General features: G+C 67.9%; 14 protein-coding genes. 2 read left to right on the plus strand and 12 right to left on the minus strand.

The window, feature by feature from the left end; translation table 11 throughout:
- Nucleotides 1-22: 22 nt before the first annotated feature.
- From ACSNN7_RS07050 to ACSNN7_RS07105, 12 genes are all read right to left on the minus strand, one after another.
- Nucleotides 23-1,051: a 3-oxoacyl-ACP synthase III family protein gene (locus ACSNN7_RS07050; protein ID WP_436679835.1), complete on the minus strand. Its 1,029-nt coding sequence runs from the start codon at nt 1,049-1,051 to the stop codon at nt 23-25.
- Nucleotides 1,048-2,451, minus strand: a complete 1,404-nt coding sequence (locus ACSNN7_RS07055; RefSeq protein ID WP_436679836.1) for an MATE family efflux transporter — start codon at nt 2,449-2,451, stop codon at nt 1,048-1,050. The genes ACSNN7_RS07050 and ACSNN7_RS07055 overlap by 4 nt, the downstream gene beginning before the upstream one ends.
- Nucleotides 2,448-3,560 (minus strand): glycine oxidase ThiO, encoded by a 1,113-nt coding sequence (gene thiO, locus ACSNN7_RS07060; protein ID WP_436679837.1) that lies wholly within the window; start codon nt 3,558-3,560, stop codon nt 2,448-2,450. The genes ACSNN7_RS07055 and thiO overlap by 4 nt, the downstream gene beginning before the upstream one ends.
- An 8-nt stretch (nt 3,561-3,568) precedes the next feature.
- Entirely contained in the window at nt 3,569-4,603 is a 1,035-nt protein-coding gene (gene aroF / locus ACSNN7_RS07065; RefSeq protein WP_436679838.1) for a 3-deoxy-7-phosphoheptulonate synthase, read from the minus strand.
- Between the two features lie 47 nt (nt 4,604-4,650).
- Entirely contained in the window at nt 4,651-5,343 is a 693-nt protein-coding gene (locus ACSNN7_RS07070) for an SDR family NAD(P)-dependent oxidoreductase (RefSeq protein ID WP_436679839.1), read from the minus strand.
- Nucleotides 5,340-6,572 (minus strand): aldehyde dehydrogenase family protein, encoded by a 1,233-nt coding sequence (locus ACSNN7_RS07075; protein WP_436679840.1) that lies wholly within the window; start codon nt 6,570-6,572, stop codon nt 5,340-5,342. Before ACSNN7_RS07075 ends, ACSNN7_RS07070 begins: the two co-directional genes overlap by 4 nt.
- A gap of 98 nt (nt 6,573-6,670) precedes the next feature.
- Complete coding sequence (locus ACSNN7_RS07080; RefSeq protein ID WP_436679841.1) at nt 6,671-7,501, minus strand: hypothetical protein; 831 nt, start codon at nt 7,499-7,501, stop codon at nt 6,671-6,673.
- A 224-nt stretch (nt 7,502-7,725) separates the two neighbouring features.
- A complete protein-coding gene (locus ACSNN7_RS07085) occupies nt 7,726-8,307 on the minus strand; it encodes an anthranilate synthase component II (protein ID WP_436679842.1) in 582 nt (193 codons plus the stop codon).
- Nucleotides 8,304-9,710, minus strand: coding sequence for an anthranilate synthase component I family protein (locus tag ACSNN7_RS07090; protein ID WP_436679843.1), 1,407 nt, complete (start codon nt 9,708-9,710; stop codon nt 8,304-8,306). Before ACSNN7_RS07090 ends, ACSNN7_RS07085 begins: the two co-directional genes overlap by 4 nt.
- The gene (locus ACSNN7_RS07095; protein ID WP_436679844.1) at nt 9,707-10,396 is read right to left on the minus strand and encodes a cyclase family protein; all 690 of its coding nucleotides are present in this window, start codon (nt 10,394-10,396) and stop codon (nt 9,707-9,709) included. The genes ACSNN7_RS07090 and ACSNN7_RS07095 overlap by 4 nt, the downstream gene beginning before the upstream one ends.
- Nucleotides 10,396-11,655 (minus strand): ATP-grasp domain-containing protein, encoded by a 1,260-nt coding sequence (locus ACSNN7_RS07100; RefSeq protein WP_436679845.1) that lies wholly within the window; start codon nt 11,653-11,655, stop codon nt 10,396-10,398. Before ACSNN7_RS07100 ends, ACSNN7_RS07095 begins: the two co-directional genes overlap by 1 nt.
- Complete coding sequence (locus ACSNN7_RS07105) at nt 11,652-12,893, minus strand: ATP-grasp domain-containing protein (protein WP_436679846.1); 1,242 nt, start codon at nt 12,891-12,893, stop codon at nt 11,652-11,654. The genes ACSNN7_RS07100 and ACSNN7_RS07105 overlap by 4 nt, the downstream gene beginning before the upstream one ends.
- Before the next feature lie 1,830 nt (nt 12,894-14,723).
- Here ACSNN7_RS07105 and ACSNN7_RS07110 point away from each other — a divergent pair.
- Nucleotides 14,724-15,656, plus strand: coding sequence for a NucA/NucB deoxyribonuclease domain-containing protein (locus ACSNN7_RS07110; protein ID WP_436679847.1), 933 nt, complete (start codon nt 14,724-14,726; stop codon nt 15,654-15,656).
- 48 nt (nt 15,657-15,704) lie between these two features.
- Nucleotides 15,705-17,081, plus strand: a complete 1,377-nt coding sequence (locus ACSNN7_RS07115) for a NucA/NucB deoxyribonuclease domain-containing protein (RefSeq protein WP_436679848.1) — start codon at nt 15,705-15,707, stop codon at nt 17,079-17,081.
- Nucleotides 17,082-17,090 lie beyond the last annotated feature (9 nt).

The following is a 17,090-nucleotide window of genomic DNA, read 5'->3' on the forward strand; positions in this document are numbered from 1 at the left end:
GCTCATCATGAACCCCCGCCCGTCAGACCCGCACCAGGGTGCAGAACCATTGCATTCCCCCGGACAGACCGGCGAGCGCGACGACGTCACCTTCGCCGAGTTCGTCCTGGCGCTCGTCGTAGATGCTGAGACAGATCAGCTGGTCGGCGCAGCCGACATGGCTCAACCCGACCGAGAGTTCCGCGTTGGTGCGTTCCAGCGGAATTCCCGTCGCCCGGGCGACGTCGGCCATCGAGTGCTGGTTGTCGTTGAGGTAGATGAGCCGGCGCACCTGGGAGGTGGCCACGCCGGCTCGCCGGCAGGCGTCTTCCACCACCGTCGCCAACCGGTGGTTGACATCCTTCACGAACTGGGCCAACTGCTCGGGTTCGCGACGGAAGTAGCGGTGCACCAGGCCGAGCTGATCGACGGCCAGGTTCCCGGTGCCGTCCGGCGCCACCGGAACGCTGCTGCCGCCGTACTCGATGCGGAAGAAGTCCACATAGCGCGGATCACTGATCTGCTCGGTGGCCAGCCACCGTAGACGGCCGTGGCCCCGACGCACCACGGCGGCGGCGGCACCGTCGCTGCCGAGACACGTGTTGTTGCGCATCCGGTTGATGTGCGCCTCGCTCACCTTGTTGACCGCCACGAGCAGCACGTTGTGGATGTCCTCGCGGACCGCGATGAGCCCGGCGATCTGCTGGAACGCCGTCACGGCTGAACCGCAGCCCTGCGACACGAGCAGTGACGGGGTCGTGCCGAGACCCAGCTCCCGTGCGACGGACGCTGACATGTCCCAGTTCAGGTACTCAGGCACACCGCTGTCGGCGACCACCAGGTAGTCGACGTCCGCGGGAGCCAGCCCCGACTTGTCGAGTGCCCGGCGTGCCGCGTCGGCCGCTAGACGGGTGGGAGTCTGGTCGGCACCGGCGCGGTGGTATGTGCGGTACCCCCAGCGGATGACCCTCTCCGGATCGTCGACGTACGTGCCGGCCGTCTCGACGACGTCCTGCGGTTCGCCCAGCACGTGAGCGAGCGAGACGATGCCGATACCATCGGTTACGGTCATGCCGCCTTCTCCTTTGCGTCGGTCTGGTCCCGAGCGGCCAGGAACAGCAGCACGACGGTCTGCATCCCGGCGTTGATGATCATCGCTAGCCATGCGCCGGTCAGGCCGAGCGGCGACCAGGCCAGCAGGGGCGCGAGTGCGACCTGCGAAACCGCGCCGGCGGTAGTGGTCAGGGCGAGCACACGTCCCCGGCCTCCGCCGAGGAAGATGCCGCTCAAGGTGACGTTGCAGAGCAGGAGCGTGATGTACGCGGCCAGCCACGGAACCTGAGCGGAGGCCGCCGCCCGAACCGCTTCGTCCCCGGTGATCGCGCCCACCGCGAGGTCCCCGCAGAGCAACACCAACACCCCGCTCAGCAGGGACCAGGCGATGCCCAGCCGGATCGAGGACGCCCGGTTCGCCGACATCAGTCGGTCGTCGGTGGCGCCCTTGGCCCGGGCGGAGACGATGGTCGCGGCCTGCCGGACCGCATAGGCGGCCATGGTGAGGAAGAGCAGGGCCCGAGTGATGGCTCCGTAGGCGGCGACCTGCTCGGTGCCGAACCGGGCGATCACGCCGACGATCAGCAGACCCGCCGCCATCCGGACCACGAAATCGATCGCGAGCGGCATCCCGGAACGCGTGATGTCCCGCACCGGGCCCGTCGGACCGGTCTCCGCCGGCGCGTCCGCCGCTTCACGGGCCAGCCGGACCAACCGCGACTTGCGGTAGAGGTACCAGGTCACCGCCAGGGTGATCGCGCGGGAGCCCACCAGGGCGATCGCGGAACCCGGGACGCCGAGCCGCGGCGCACCCATCCAGCCGAAGATGAGAATCGGGTCTGCGACCAGGAGGATGACGTTGGACAGAATCGCCATGCGCATGGGCGTCCGGGTGTCACCGTCGGCCTTGAAGGCGCTGTCCAGAAGGTGCTGACCGTAGAAGACGGCCAGGCCGGGTATGGACCACGCCAGATACTGGACGGCGAGCCGGACCGCCTCGGCGTCCTCTGGACCGAGGACGAACTTCGCGAGGGGCGCCCGGAGCGGGAAGAGCACCACGCAGGTCACCACCGACGCGACGATGGTCATCAGCAACCCGGCCCGCAGCACCTGCCGTACCCGGGTGTAGTCGGCCGCCCCGACCGCGCGGGACAGCACGATCGTGGTGCCACCGCTCACCGCGAGGATGATGCCGAGCAGGACGTTCTCGAGGGTGGCCGTCATCGTCACCGCGGCGAGTTCGCTCGCTCCGAGCCGGGCCACCCAGAACACCGTGATGATGCCGGCGATGACACCGGACATCAGTTCGAGGTAGACCGGCCAAGCCACCGGGAACAGCCGAGCGGGATCCAGCCAGCCCCGGCCGGGCCGGCGCGGGGTCCAAGAGGGCGGAGCTGTCATTCCGGGCGGAGCTGTCATGCTGAACTGCCTTCCTTCGTGGAACCGGTGGTGAGCACCGCCATGTCGAACCGGCCGGGAGCGAACGCCGCCGGGATGTCGTCGACTCCATCCACGATCAGCGCGGTCATCCGGTCGGCGACCAGCGGGGCGAGCAGCACGCCGTGCCGGTAGTGCCCGGTACAGGCGAAAATCCCGGGCCGGGCCGGCACCCCGCCCATGAGCGGGAGGTGGTCGGGGGTGTCCGGGCGAAGTCCGGCCGTCGCCGCCACCACGTTGTGATGAGCCAGCGTGGGCACGAGGGCGGTCGCCTTGCGGAGCAGTGACCCGGTCCCGGCGTCGGTGGGCTGAGCGTCGAACCCGGCATGCTCCATCGTGGCCGCCACGACGGTGAATCCACCGGGCCGGTCCGCGAGATAGACCGGCTCGCCGCCGACAACTCCGCGAATGCCGTGCCGGATCCCCTGCCGACCCGAGGGGTCGTGCAGCAACACCACCTGGCCCTTGACCGGGGTGACCGGAGACGAGAGCAGGTCCCCTGACCAGGCACCGGCGGCGACGACCACCGCGCCGGCCGACAGTTCGTCGAGCGACCGCACTCGCCGATCGACGATCCGCACCCCGAGGGAGCGTACGGCCACGCGCAGCGCCGCGACGACCCGCTGGGCGTCGACGTAGTGATCGTCCGTGACGTACCCGCCACCCACGCAGTCCGCAGCGAGCAGTGGCTCCCGGGCTCGAAGCCCACGGGCGTCCAGCGGATCGCAGACGCCCCCCGAGCCGTCGCGGAAGTTGTACATCCGGGACACCCGGTCGTGGTCCGCGGAGTCGTGCGCGACGAGGAGGATCCCCGTTGTCGAGTAGCCGAGGTCGAGGCCCGTGCCGTCGGCGAGTTCGGCGGCGAACCCGGGCCACCGGCGACGGGCGTCCTCGGCGAACTGGAGCAGCAGTGGGTCCGGGAAGTCGCCCTCGCTGACCGGCGACAACATCCCCGGCGCGGCGGCCGACGACGTGCCGGGCAGTTCGTCGTGGAACACGGCGACGGTCAGGCCGCGCTGGGCGCAACGCCATGCCAGGGTCAGGCCGACGATGCCGGCACCGACGATGGCGACGTCTGGATGGTCCGTCATCGTGGTCGTCACGCTCCCACCGGCTCAGCCGACGGCAGCGCCCTTCCCAGGCAGGCGAGCACACCGCGTAGCGCGGAGCTGAGATCGAGCCACTCATCCTCGGTCAAGGCCTGGTTGCCGTCGCACAACGCCGCCTTGGGGTCGGGATGGATGTCCACCATCAGCCCGTCCGCCCCGGCCGCAGCGGCGGCCAGAGCCATTGGCTTGATCAGGTGGCGGTGCCCGACGCCGTGACTCGGGTCGACGATGATCGGCAGGTGGCTCGTGTGCTTGACCACCGCCACCGCGGAGAGGTCCAACGTGAACCGGGTCGACGACTCGAAGCTACGGATTCCGCGCTCGCACAGGATCACGTTCGGGTTCCCCTCGGCGAGCGCATATTCGGCCGCCTGCAACCACTCGCTGACCGTGCAGCCGAATCCGCGCTTGAGCAGGATGGGCTTCCCGGTACGGGCTGCTGCTTGGATCAGCGGGAAGTTCTGCGCGTTGCGCGTGCCGATCTGCAGCACATCGGCGTACTCGGCGACCAGGTGCAGGGTCATGACGTCGACGACCTCGGTCACGACGGGCAGGCCCGATGCCGCGCTGACCTTGGCGAGCATCCGGAGGCCCTCGTCACCCAGGCCCTGGAAGCTGTACGGCGAGCTGCGCGGCTTGAACGCGCCGCCACGAAGCGCCACGGCGCCACCGCGGAGCGCCATGGACGCGCTGTCTGCCAGCTGCTGATCGCTCTCGACGGCACACGGACCCGCGATCAACGCGAAGTCGGCACCGCCCACCGTCGCCGAGCCGCCGAGCGGCACGACGGAACCGAACGGGGCGAGCGCCCGGTCGGAGAGCGTCCCCGCCGGATGGCCGATTCCGGTCCGCAGCTCCGTCAGGCAGCTCTGCAGTGCGGCGGCCAGCTCAGGGGCGTCCTCGGGCACGACGACCGCGAGGTTGTCGCCGATGCGGCACACCGCCGTGCCGTGCCGGCTCGGCACATGGGCGTGAATCAGATCCCGGGCCACGTGTTCGTCGGCGGCCCCGTAGACAAGCAACATCACAGCTCCTTCAGCCTGAAGTCTCGGAAAGGGTCGTGCTTGCGCTCTCAGTGCATGAAGCGGCCGCCATCGATGACCAATGTTTGTCCGGTGACGCCGCCCGTCTCGGCCATCCCGAAGATCGCTTGGGCGACCTCGGCGGGCCGCACGACTCGACGCAGCGCGGTGGAGTCCAGTAGCGCGGCGAGTGTCGACTCGCCGAGCGCGTCCGTCATGCTGGAGTCGACCGGCCCAGGCGCGACGCAGTTCACCCGGATCCCTGTCGCGCCGAGCTCGCGAGCCGCCGACCTGGTCAGGCCGACCACTGCCGCCTTGCTCGCGGCGTAGTGCGGGCCGAAGGCGCCACCGGTGAACGCCGCGACGCTCGACAGGTTGACGACCACCCCGGCCGCTCGGGCCAGCGGAGTGAGCAGCTCCCGCGTGACCGCGAAGGGCACTTCCACGTTGAGCTGCAGACACTTCCGCCAGGCTGCGGTGCCCAGTTCGGCGAACGGCACGGGCCGGGCACCGCCGACACAGTTGACCAGCAGGTCCACCGTGTCCCAGGGCAGCGCGGCGGCCAGTGCCGCGGGTCCGTCGTCATCCGTGAGGTCCACCCGAACCGGGATCACGGCCGCATCGGCAGGCTCCAGGGGCCGGCTGTGATGCTGAGCGAGCACCTGCGCGCCGCGCGACAACGCGGCGGCCACCACCGCCGACCCGATGTCGCCGGAAGCGCCGGTCACCACGACATGCTTCACGGGATCAGCTCCCCGGACAGCAGCGCCTTCGGCTCGAGCAGGAAACCGGCCAGGCTGCCGTCGTGTGGCAGTTCCGGCGCGCTCGTCCAAGGGTCCGCCGGGCCGGCGACGACGCGGCGCACGAGCGGCTCGCTCAGGGCAGCGCGGGGCAGGTTCGCGTCGTCGCTGAGGACGGTGAGCACCAGCGTGCGGCCGAACACCTCCAGGCCGTCCGCTGGTGACCACGGCGTCACCACGACGAACGGAAACGGCATCTCTGTACCGATCGCCTCGTGGCGGGAGTCGGCGGTGCTGAGTACCACAGGGCGAGCGGTGTACGAGCCGTCGTCGAGCGGCACCGGACCCTCGCTGGCGGAGTGCCGCTTGAATCCGTCCGCCTCGAGTCGCTCCAGTGTGCGCCGGATCTGCTCGGCATGGTCGGCGTTCACCGTGGGAAGGACCGCGTCGGGGTGGTTCGCCGGCAGCGCCGGCATGGCGTCGAGCCGCACCGCGACCTCCTGTGCCACGGTGGTGACGTCCTGGCTGGTGCGGATGACCGAGGTGTTGGCGCACCGCACTCCCGCGTCCGCCCCGACCGTGTGCGCCAGCAGATCGGCGATCTGTGGGGTGAGCGGCCGGTCGAGCAGCACGGCACTCCTGCCCGGCCCTCGGGTCAGCACCTGGCCAGATGCCGCCCACTGGTCGACGACCGCCGGCCCGCCGTACACGATGCCCAGGTCGGCGCCGCGCAGCAGAGTCTCGGTCAGTTGGCGACCGCCGGGCAGCAACGCCAGACCGCCGGGCGGCAGTCCGGCGGCCAACAACGCCGCCGCGAGCCGGTACGGCGTGAACGGGTCCCGGCCGCCCGGACGGACGACGACGCCGTACCCCCACGACAACGCGCGAGCCCAGACGAGGTGCGGATCCGCGTGATTCGAGGGAGTGACCACGCCGAGAGTGCGGCCGCGAGCAACCCAGTGGACTCCCGCCGCAGGGGGCGGCATCTGCGCGGCGTCGGCGCGCTCGAAACGGGACAGCCCGTTGCGGATGCTCCGCAACCCGTTAGCGACGAACCGCGACGGCAGCCCGGTCGCCGCCGCGGTGCGACGGCAGTACAACTCGGGACTCTCGCCCGCCAGCTCGGCCTCGGCGAACAGTTCGCCGGCACGCGTGAACACGTCCTGTGGTACACCGCTGCCGCGGACGCGTCGCAGAGCGAGGTGCACCAACAGTGACGGGGAGTCCGCCACGGTCGCGAGTGGGCTCCCGTCGACGGCGGACAGGGTGGTGTGCTCAGCGCACTCGAACGGCCGGCCGTCGAGCAGCGGCGCCAGCGACGGTAGGGCCATCAGTAGACCCCTTCGATCGCCGGCTCCCCGCCGGCCTGACGGTACGGCTGGATGTCGGCGACGTCGTCACCCTCGGCATCCTTCGACGGCCGCACCCGGATCGCGGTGTCGCGCTCCAGCACGTTGGGCAGGAAGAGATCCTTGGTGAGCAGATTCACCCGTACCCGGCCTCGCTCGCCTACCGCGACCCGTTCCGTGGTGACCGGGTCCACCACCTCAACGATCGACCGCGGCCGGTAGGTCTGGAACACGCAGGACTGAGCGTCACCGGGCTGCGGCGGCCGTTGCGGCGCGATCCCCATCAGGCTGTTGCCGTAGATGCCGCGGACCTGCGCGTGGGGGAAGAACTCCGTCTCCACGAGACGCAGGGCCGTCGGGCTGATGCTCGTCCCGCTCCAGATGATGCCGGTGAGGTGATCGGCGAGGCGTTGGTACAGCTTCGTCCTCGCGCACAACGCTTCCAGCACCGGGGGCGTGATGAAGACGACTCGCACGTCCTGCGAGGCGACGATGGTCTCGACCTGGTCGAGCACGTGCTGGACATACTCGTCGGCGAGCGCACGGCGACCCGTCCGGATCAGCAGTTTCACCCACCGGGGATCGAAGTCCACGGTGAAGCACAGTGCCCGCCGCAGGTGCGCGAGCCGCCGCACCGACCTGCCCACGATGTGCGGCCCGGTGGGGCCGACGTGCAGCCAGTGCCCTTCTCCGCCGAAGGCCGGCAGAATGCCGTTGACCCAGTCCACGCCTTCCAGCCGGGACTGGTGCTCGACAAACCGCTTCGGTGCGCCGATGGTGCCGCCCGACTCGTACACCTCGAAGTCGGCCATCGCGGAGCCCGCGGGTACGAGCAGTTCCGAGGGAACGGTCCGGAGCTCGTCGCTGACGTCGGGGAACCTGCGCAGGTCCTCGATCCCGGTGACATCACGGATCGGATCGAACCCGAGGGAGTCGAGGCGCTTCAGCCAGAACGGCGACCCGGTCTCCGGGGAGAAGTGCCATCGCAGGATCTCCTGAAGATGCGACCGCGGGTCCGTCACCGCACCGTTGCCGCTCACACGGTCACCTTCTTCGCCAACTGCAGCGTGTTCGCCACCAGGTTGAGGCCTTCCTCGGTGAATAGGGACTCTGGATGAAACTGCACGCCGTGGATCGGCAGGTGCCGGTGCCGCAGGCCCATCACCTCGCCGGACTCGGTCCATGCGCTGGCGGTCAACTCGGACGGCAACGTGGCCCGATCGGCGACGAGCGAGTGGTAGCGGGTCACCGTGAGCGGGTCCGGCAGCCCGGCGAACACTCCCGCACCGTCATGCCGGATCTGGCTGATCTTGCCGTGCATCGGCACGCTCGCCCGCACCACCCGCGCTCCGAACGCCTCGGCTATGCATTGGTGCCCGAGACACACTCCGAGAATCGGCACGCGGGGGCCGAGTTCCCGGATGAGTTCGAGGGAGATGCCCGCGTCGTCCGGGCCGCCCGGACCCGGCGAGATGATGACCATGGCGGGATCAAGCGCGGCCACGTCGTGCACGGTCATCTCGTCATTGCGTACGACCTTGCACTCGTGCCGCAGTTGGCCGGCGTATTGCGCGAGGTTGTACACGAACGAGTCGTAGTTGTCGACGATGAGGATCATGCGGTGTCACCCCCGACGTTCAGGGAGATCCCGCTGGCCCGCGCGCCCGCGCGGAGCTTGGCGACGGCCTCGGCACGCTCGGCCAGCGGATCGGAGTCGTAGACGATCCCGCCGCCGGCCTGGAGGTGCAACTCACCCAGGCGCAGCATGATGGCGCGGATGACGAGGAACAGGTCAATGTGGTCCACCCCGAAACATCCCACCGCACCCGAGTACAGCTCGCGGCCCACCGGTTCGAGATCGTTGATGATCTCGATGGCGCGCAGCTTCGGAGCACCGGTCATGGTGCCCGCGGGGAAGGTCGCTCGGATCACGTCGGTGGCGCGCAAGCCCGCACGCAGTTCTGCGACGACATCCGAGGTCAGGTGCATCACGTGCGAGTAGCGCTCGACTGCCATCAGCCGCGGGACCTGGACCGATCCGGGCACACACACCCGGCCGAGGTCGTTGCGGGCGAGGTCGACGAGCATGCGGTGCTCGGCGAGTTCCTTGTCGGATGACACCAGTTCCTGTTCCGCGAGGCGGTCCGCGGCAGCGTCGGCGCCGCGGGGCCTGGTGCCCGCCAGCGGGCGGATGCTCACCATCCGATCGGTCATGCTGACGCACGGCTCCGGGGACGCCCCGACGACCTCGAACTCCTCGCCGCGATACCAGAAGTGGTACGGCGAGGGGTTGAACTCGGTCAGTCGCCGGTACAGCGTGAGACCGTCGGTCGTGCCCGGCGCCCGATAGCGGACGGAGAGCACGACCTGGAAGACGTCACCGGCGAGGATGTGTTCCTTCGCCCGGTGCACGGCATCCACGTACTCGTCCACATCGCTGACGAACCCGCCCGCCCCGAAGTCCGGCATCGCAAGCTGCGCGCTGCCGCCACGGCGAAGGACCTGGTGGGCCCGCTCCGCCGCTCGTCGCGCAGCCGACGCCGAGGCGCCGCGACCGATGACGGTCGTGCCGCGCGAGTCGAACCGGACCAGTACCTCGGGCAGGAAGAAGTCATAGGTGGGGACGTCGCCGCCCCGCAACGACAGCAGCTCGAAGTCGCTGACCGCGTCGTATCCGAGGCATCCGAACCAACAGCGTTCCTCCGGTGCCACGGCTCCGGCGAAGTCGAGGACGGCCAGAAAGTCGACCGCCACGGCGAGCGGGTCCGCCGAGGCGTAGTCCGGCCGCTCGCGACCGCACACCGCGAGTTCGCCGACCGCGAGCAGCGATGGCGTGTCCAGCCGCGAGCCATCGGCGCTCAGCATGATCCGGCCAGAGCCGCGCAGCAGAGCCGCTGCGGTGATCGCGTCGATGTCGGGTCCGCTCAGCTCATGGCGGTACACCGTGTCGCCGGCCGAGAGCTCGGTACGCAGCAGACGGTCACCCGCGGAGCTCGTGGGCACCTCGCTGGTCAGCGTCACGATGCCCGCCCCGGCACGACGTCGTCCTGCAGCGCGACCACTCGCGCCGGTGCGGCCTCCACACCAGCGACCTTGATCGGGAGCGCGAACAGCTCCACCACGGGCGCCGTCAGTTCGTGCAGATTCGCCAGGTACTCGAGGATCGGAATTCCCGCCCCCAGCAGCGCGTGGTGCACCGGAGACTCGGCGTCGCCAGGCCGCTCGGTGAGGCAGTCGAAACCCACCAGTGCCGCGCGGTTGTCGATGGCCCAACGTGCGGCTGACGGCGTGAGGTACGGCGGGCGGTCCCAGTAGTCCGGAGCCCCCCAGTTGTGGCGTAGGTAATCCGTCCGGATCAGCAGGCGATCCCCTGGCGACCAGTGCTCCGCTACCGCCTTGTCGATATCCTCACCGGTCACCGGTTCGAGATCACCCTTATGCGACAGGTCCGCGACGCACGCGCGACCCACAAATGTCTCCAGGGGCACCTCGGCGATACCCTCCGCACCCGGATAGAAGTGCAGCTTGTATTCGATGTGGGTGCCGTTGTGCGGGAAGATGTGCAGCGTAGAGAAGGTCCTCTTTGTGCCGTAAGGGTCGGTCTCGGGCGTCATTGCGCGGTCATACGAGAAGCGCGGGAACCAGTCCGCAGGATAGGACGGCATACCCTCGTAGAATCCGTGCGTGAGATCTACAATCCTGCGCATTATTCGGCCATTCCACTCGGCTGCTCGATGTCGTAGAAACCACGCCCATCGAGATATCTGATCGTATTGAGATCTCGCTTCACAACGCCCTCGGACTCGTGGTGCAGGGTCACGGTCAGCGGGTAGCTCAGATCGTCAACCGTGGGCCTGAGCAACTGCCCCGGTGAGACGAGTACACGCATCGCCCGGAAGCTCTCCAGCGCCTCGATCTGGTCCAGGCCGCGGTACGCGTTCAACGTGCCCCCGACGGGCGACGCCAGTGCCGCCCACGCGAAATGGCGCTTGATCTGGTATTGCGTCCCGCAACGTTCGTCGAACCGATCGGGCCGCACATAGCAGTCCACCAGCCAATGAAACTGGGATTCGCCGATCGCCTCGGTGGCGTAATAGGGAAGCTCGCCGCCCGATATCCGGGCAGCCATCTCGACCAGGCAGGGCCCGTCGGGGGTCACCTTTATCTCCAGATGTGCGGCACCAAACCGGATCCCCAAGGCGTCCAGGACCTCGAACGCGTATCGAACCATCGGACCGTGGTCGCGGCTGGCCGGATCGACGAGCTCGCTTTCCACCAACAGGTCCCTGATGCCGTTCACACTGAGGCGGCCGGAGCCCCAGATGTCGGTGACGTGGTGCCGGCCCTCCCGGCTCACGGTGTTGACGATGTACTCCTCGCCCACCAGATACTCCTGCGCCACGGCGCCGAGATTGGGCAGCGAGAAGATGTTCTCCCGGTCGACGATCCCGCGGTAGGCCGCCTCCGACTGGTCCGCGGTGTCGCAGAACGCGACTCCGTCACCGGCGGCGCTGCGCAGCGGCTTGACGACGATCCGGCCACCGATGCGCTGGTGCCAGGCTCGCAGTTGTTCAGCACTGGTCACCAGTAGCTGCCGTGGCGCCGGCAGGCCTGCCGCGGCGACCTGTTCGATCATCTCGAACTTGTCCCGTCGGGCCGCGCTCTGCTTGGTGCCGTTCGTGTCAAGGCCCATCCGCTCGCTGAGCGCATCGGCGAGTTCGACACCGAGTTCACTGCCGGTCAGTACGGCCACCGGCGCGAACTTGGACAGCTCGCGAACAGTTTCCTCGACGTCACCGGAGTGCACGATGTTGTCGACATAGCCGCTCAGGTCGAGCGGACCACGGTAGACAGCGGGGACCTCCGGCGTGCTTTGCACCCGGACGCACCGATAGCCCGCCTCCTCGAACAGCGGAGGCAGTCCGCGGGCCGGAGCGTACGGATCCACCAACACGACGTACCTCATGCCGCCTCCCACACCGGCTCAGCGCTGACCCGAAAGTCAGCGGCAACAGACTGGATCGCCTTCTCGACCCCCTGGGTGGTGGTGCCGCGGAACCGGAACCGCCCGCCGACGTGCTCGTAGTAGGCGTCGGCGAGCGGCAACACGTCGCCCGGTCGCAGCAGCGACTCGGCGTAGAGACCCGGCACCCGCCCGCTCATCGGCGTGATCTCGACGATGCGGCAGGGCCGTTGTGCCGGTGCCGGAACAAGCAGCCATCCAGCGATGTCACCCCTGGGAGAAGTGGGCTGCTCCGGCGCTTCGCCGAGTTGCAGGCTCAGGGACGCCGCCATCAGGTCGTAGCCGTGGACCTCTCTCCACAGGATCGGAATCTCGCTGCCGCCCACGCGAGCGCCCACCTCGAGGAACGTGCACTCCGGCGCGCCGCCCCCTGCCGGGTTCGACTCAACGAACAGCTCCAGATGGAATACCAGCGGATCGGTACCGAACGCAGCGAGGAATCCGTTCGTCGCCACCTCGATGGCACCGACGATCGCCGGGTCGTCCTCCTCCACCGACCCGAGGAAGTCGCCGTTGCGAAACGCGAGGCAACTGTTGACGTATCGAGAGGCTCTGAACACCTGAAGGCGGCCGTCCACATACAGGCCGTCCACGTGATAGATCGGATGCGGGACGAACACCTGCGCCAGCATGGGCCGGGCGACGAGGTCTACCGACTCGACGTCGGCGGGCCCATGCAGTCGTACCACGCCATCGCTGGAGCTACCGATCCGTGGCTTCACGATGATCGGCCAACCGTGCTCCGCAGCGAACTCTCGTACTTCCTCAGCGCTGCCGACGGCCGCGAACGCCGGCACCGGCAGACCGGCCCTGGCCACCGTGCCGGCCATCAAAGCCTTGTCCAGGAAGCGCAACGCCTGCCCAGATGTCACTCCGGGACATCCCCATTCTGCCCGCAGTTGCGCGGCGAGGAGAAGGTCGTCCTCTTTGAGCGCGACGATTCGTCGTGGCTTCCCGTGTAGCTGCGCGAGTTCGGCCATGGCCTGGCGAACCGCGGGAGCGTCGTCTGTGGCGGCGACCACCGCCACGCTGGCCGCCGAGGCGGGAACCCTCGCTCGACCGACCTCCGTGGTGATGTAGCTGACACAGTTGATGGAGTGGTCCAGCACAGCGGCGTAATCAACATAGTCGGCTCGCCAGCGATGAATGATGACGATGTGCGGTCGCGACGGTGAGTTCATTCCTGGCCCACCTCGGCGGTTGGTCGCCTCAATTCGACCACCACAATTCGGGAAGCACCGTCCACAGTGGAGCGAGCAAGGTCAAGGGTTGACGGCCACGCGCTCATCGCACGTCTCCTCAGGGATTCGAAGCGGAGTCGGCCCATGTGAATGGGCCAGAAAAGCTCGGATTCACGTTCAATGGTTCGGCTGGCGGCGACTTCGACGGCAGCGCGTTGCCTGGGTCAACTCCTGCCGAGAGACCCACAATCGGCTGAATGGCCATGCCGCTGGCGGCGTAGGCGACCTCGCGCCCTTCGACCGCACGCCAAATTGGCTACACAAGCCACAAGGGACCCCCGTTCTTCGTGGCTGCGAGGTCCCGTGACGGCGACTCCGCGAGGTGACGTTACGACGGCTGAGGGTCACGGCGCCACCCCGAACCCCCGTCGGTGCGAGGGATCCACGCCCAGCGGCCCCGACCATCCGGGCTCGATCCGCAGAGATGCAGGTAGATCACGTGCATCTGCGATGGACAGTGCGGTGAACGTCGTCTGTGAGTAAGGTCACCGACCCGCCGTGGCCCTCGCGGACCGGAGGGGTGCCGCCCGGATCGAGCCTCTTGAGCACGCACACGAAACGGCTGTCGCGGTGGTGCGCGTCCAGCCGCACTCGGCCTGCATCGGCCGGCGGCGGAGGGTGGTCACGCTGGAGTCTGCAGACGTTCCCCAATGTCCTCCGGACCCGTCGCCGTCGTTGCCGAGACGTCGTTGGCCATCTGCCGGCAGACGACGTCGGACAAGCCGCCGATTCAACGCCGGTATGGCTTCCATCGACGTCTCCCCGGATGCTCTGTTGCGCGGTCGAAGCAGGCGCGCCCGCGGTTCGGAAACCCGGTGACCTCACCGACTTCGACCAGGAGCGTGCCGCGCCGGGCGGCCCGGTGTCGTGCAGGTCCGTCAGCGTGGTGCCGTCGGGCCGGGATCGGGGCAGCCGGCCTGGCCGGCGGTATCGGCTCGGCCGTGTTCGGCGGGGTGGCAGTGCGGCTGCCGGCTCGTGGTACCGGACGGCGCTTCTTCAGCTCACCTCGCAGGCTCAACTCGGACCAGTTGCCTTCGGGCCGCCGCTCCTCGTCAGGGTCCCGGTCCCCGGGAGTGCAAGCGCCTGAAGCACGGGCCTGTGCTGATTGCGGGGATCAAGGAGGAGCAGCACGCTTCACCCGTTCACCCCGCGAGTGCCCTGCACGAGCCGTCGCCGGCCTGACCTGGCGTGCCTGCAGACACACACGGACCGTGATATAGATCAGTGTCGAATATCACATGGCACCGCCTTGACAAAATGACGTCGATGGATAAGCAGGCGTTACTTGACTGACTCGTCGCGGCATTGGTGCGCCAGGTGACGCTGCGCAACGTCGGGGTTGACGACCAGCATCCTTCCTGTCGATAGTTGATCCATTCAGGCCGATTGATATTCGACGGCTGAGGACGGGAGGGCACGGGGGTCAGTTTTCGGCCTGCACCATCTGACACGGGGAGCTTCATCGTGCGTCACAGAAAATGGTGGGTCGTCGCGCCCATCGCGGTAGCGATTATATTCGTCAGTAGTCCCACAGCGGCCCACGCGGCCCTGCCAGGGACGAAGCAAATCGCAAATGGCTCGAGGGTCGTCGGCGCCACGGCAAGCCCGGCAAGCGACCGAAAGCACCAATGCCAATCAGCCGTTTCCTCGACGACTCCCGTTGGATGCCCTCGCCGCGGTCCTGTACCCGCAGCTGTGGTGGCGGCCGTTCGTGAAGGCCAAAGAACATCGAGCCGTCAGACGGTGAGCGCTCAGGCGGAGCCCTACGGGATGGCCGCCGTCTCCACTCCGCCGCAGATCCCGTCGTGGTGCAACGTCGAGCAGGAGGCTACCAACCTGCGGATGGACGACTGCTACGTGCACACGAGCTACGTCGTCTTCTATCGGGTCGCGAACGGAAGTATCACCGGGATCGCCACGGTGACCTACTTCGAATGGGCAACCGTCAAACCCGATTCCCGAACCTGGGACCACCACCTGGCCATGTATGTCAGCGACGCCTTTGACGACGCGCTCAACAGTACGTTCACCGCCACCCCTTGGTGCAACGCCGCATGCACGGTGACCGTTCCGAGCACCCCTAAGCTCACCACCAAGATCGGCCAGTGGTACAAGGGGAAGTGGGCCGTGTCCTCCCCCGGAACGGCGACGGTCTATCCCGAGCAGGACACCGATCTGTATTTCACCAGCGTCGTGACGCCGACGCGGAAGATCTACGACTGGACGCCCATCATGGGCTACGCGCGCTGCGACAGCTCGCCCCTCATCGCGGGCACCCCGAACGGCGGGTGCAGCTACTACAAGGTCAGTCCCAGGCACGAGTTGAGTGAGAAAGACTGGCGGTACGGCAAGCACGCCGCGTTCGTCAAGCAGGCGCAGACGCAGCTTCCCGACCACTGGGGGCTGCCCGGAGCGACGCCCCTCACCCGGATGCACGACCCGGTACGCGAGGCCAGCAATCGCGCCACGAGCTGCGCGAACTTCGTCCCCAGCGGACCGATGGACTCGTGCGACGTGTACCCGTTCGCCGGCACCTACCAGGGCGCGGCCATCGTCGGCACGTCGCGCACCGCGGTCGGCCACGTCCCGGCGGATCAGCGGGCAGCCGGAAACGCCGCCTTCGCATCGTTCGTCAGCAGCAACCGGGTCCTCGACGGCGACAAGTTCACGGTGGGCGTCGACTCACCGCCCATAGAGCACTGAGCCAGCGCAGGCCGCGAACCGATCGCCCCAACCACCCGAGGACGAGACATGCGCAAGAGAAGACGATTTCTGCTGTTCGCCGCCGCGATACTGCTCAGCGTGGTGAGCGCAACGCCGGCGTACGCCCACCGACCGCCGCGCGCGACCACGATCACCTCCACCGTGTCCCTCGTGCCGGCCGGCGGCGCGGCGACGCGAACCCTCCCGACGGAACAACGCGGGGCGCAGGAGAGCGCCCGAGCCTACGTCGAACGCCGAGCTAAGCCGTACGTTCCGTTGAAGCAGGCCCTCGCCGAGCAACGGGCCTCGAACCAGGTCCACGACGTGTTCCTGACCGAGGACAACGCGTCCCAGCTCGCTGCCGTCGATCCGGATGAGGACTGGCCGACGAAGGACGAGTGCATCGAGGAGTACACGCCCCGCGACTTCGAAGGCGAGTGGCAGCACCACAACAATTACTCGGCCTGCCAGGTCTACTTCGTCTATTTCAACTTCTACGAATGCACCGCCACCACGCCACCCTCCTGTGAGCCTGTCGGCCAGACCGAGGCACGGGCGGTGATCCTCGGCAAGGGCTGGGCGACGGCCCGACACGTCGACTGGGACATTCACCTGGACAACTGGCGCAAGGTGTGGGGACGCGAGGAGCCGACGCAGCAATTCAAGATCGACGTTGAATGCGCGAGGTACACCACGACCGACCAGTGCAACGTCACCTCCTCACGAAACACCAGGACGCTGGCTGAGTGGAGGGCGAACGGACTGCACAATGTCTTCACCAGCACGGATACCCCGACGCCATGGCCGGGTGACGAGAAGCCTCAGGACAAGCGGGCGTACTTCCAGTTCACCCCTAAGATCACGGCGATCAGCACCGGAACCTCGACGCCCACCTACTGGGTCGTCAGCAGATGTGACAACGCCAGTTACGTCACCGGAGCGGGCTGCATCTTCCTCGGCACCTGGTCGCGTTTCGTCATGGACTACAACTACCCCAACTACAAGGAGTCCGTCGAGTTCATCTGGGACGCCATGACCGACCTGGAGAGCGTGAAGCCAGGTTCAGCGGGCCTTTACGTCCCCGGCAACTACCGCGCGACGGACTCAGACCAGCGTGTCCCACTCACCCGCAACTACTACGGCACGCAGAGCCGGACCAAGGTGCAGGCCGAGTGTGTCCGGCTGTTCGGACCTGACTACACCACCGGACCGAATGGTGAAGCTCGGGACTGCGACGAATATCCGTTCGCCTCGACCTACCAAAGTGCCAACTACGACACTGTCGGCACCGCCAAGACGTGGGCGGTCAAGGCGTTGAACCGCAGTCACAATCGTAGCGCCGGAAGCATCCTCGGGGACTACTATGTCTTGGACCACAGACTCGACGAGGACCCCTTCTTCGTGCACATCATCAACACGCCGTAACCGCAGGGT

The sequence above is a fragment of the Micromonospora sp. URMC 105 genome (assembly GCF_051386295.1).
Classification (GTDB): domain Bacteria; phylum Actinomycetota; class Actinomycetes; order Mycobacteriales; family Micromonosporaceae; genus Micromonospora.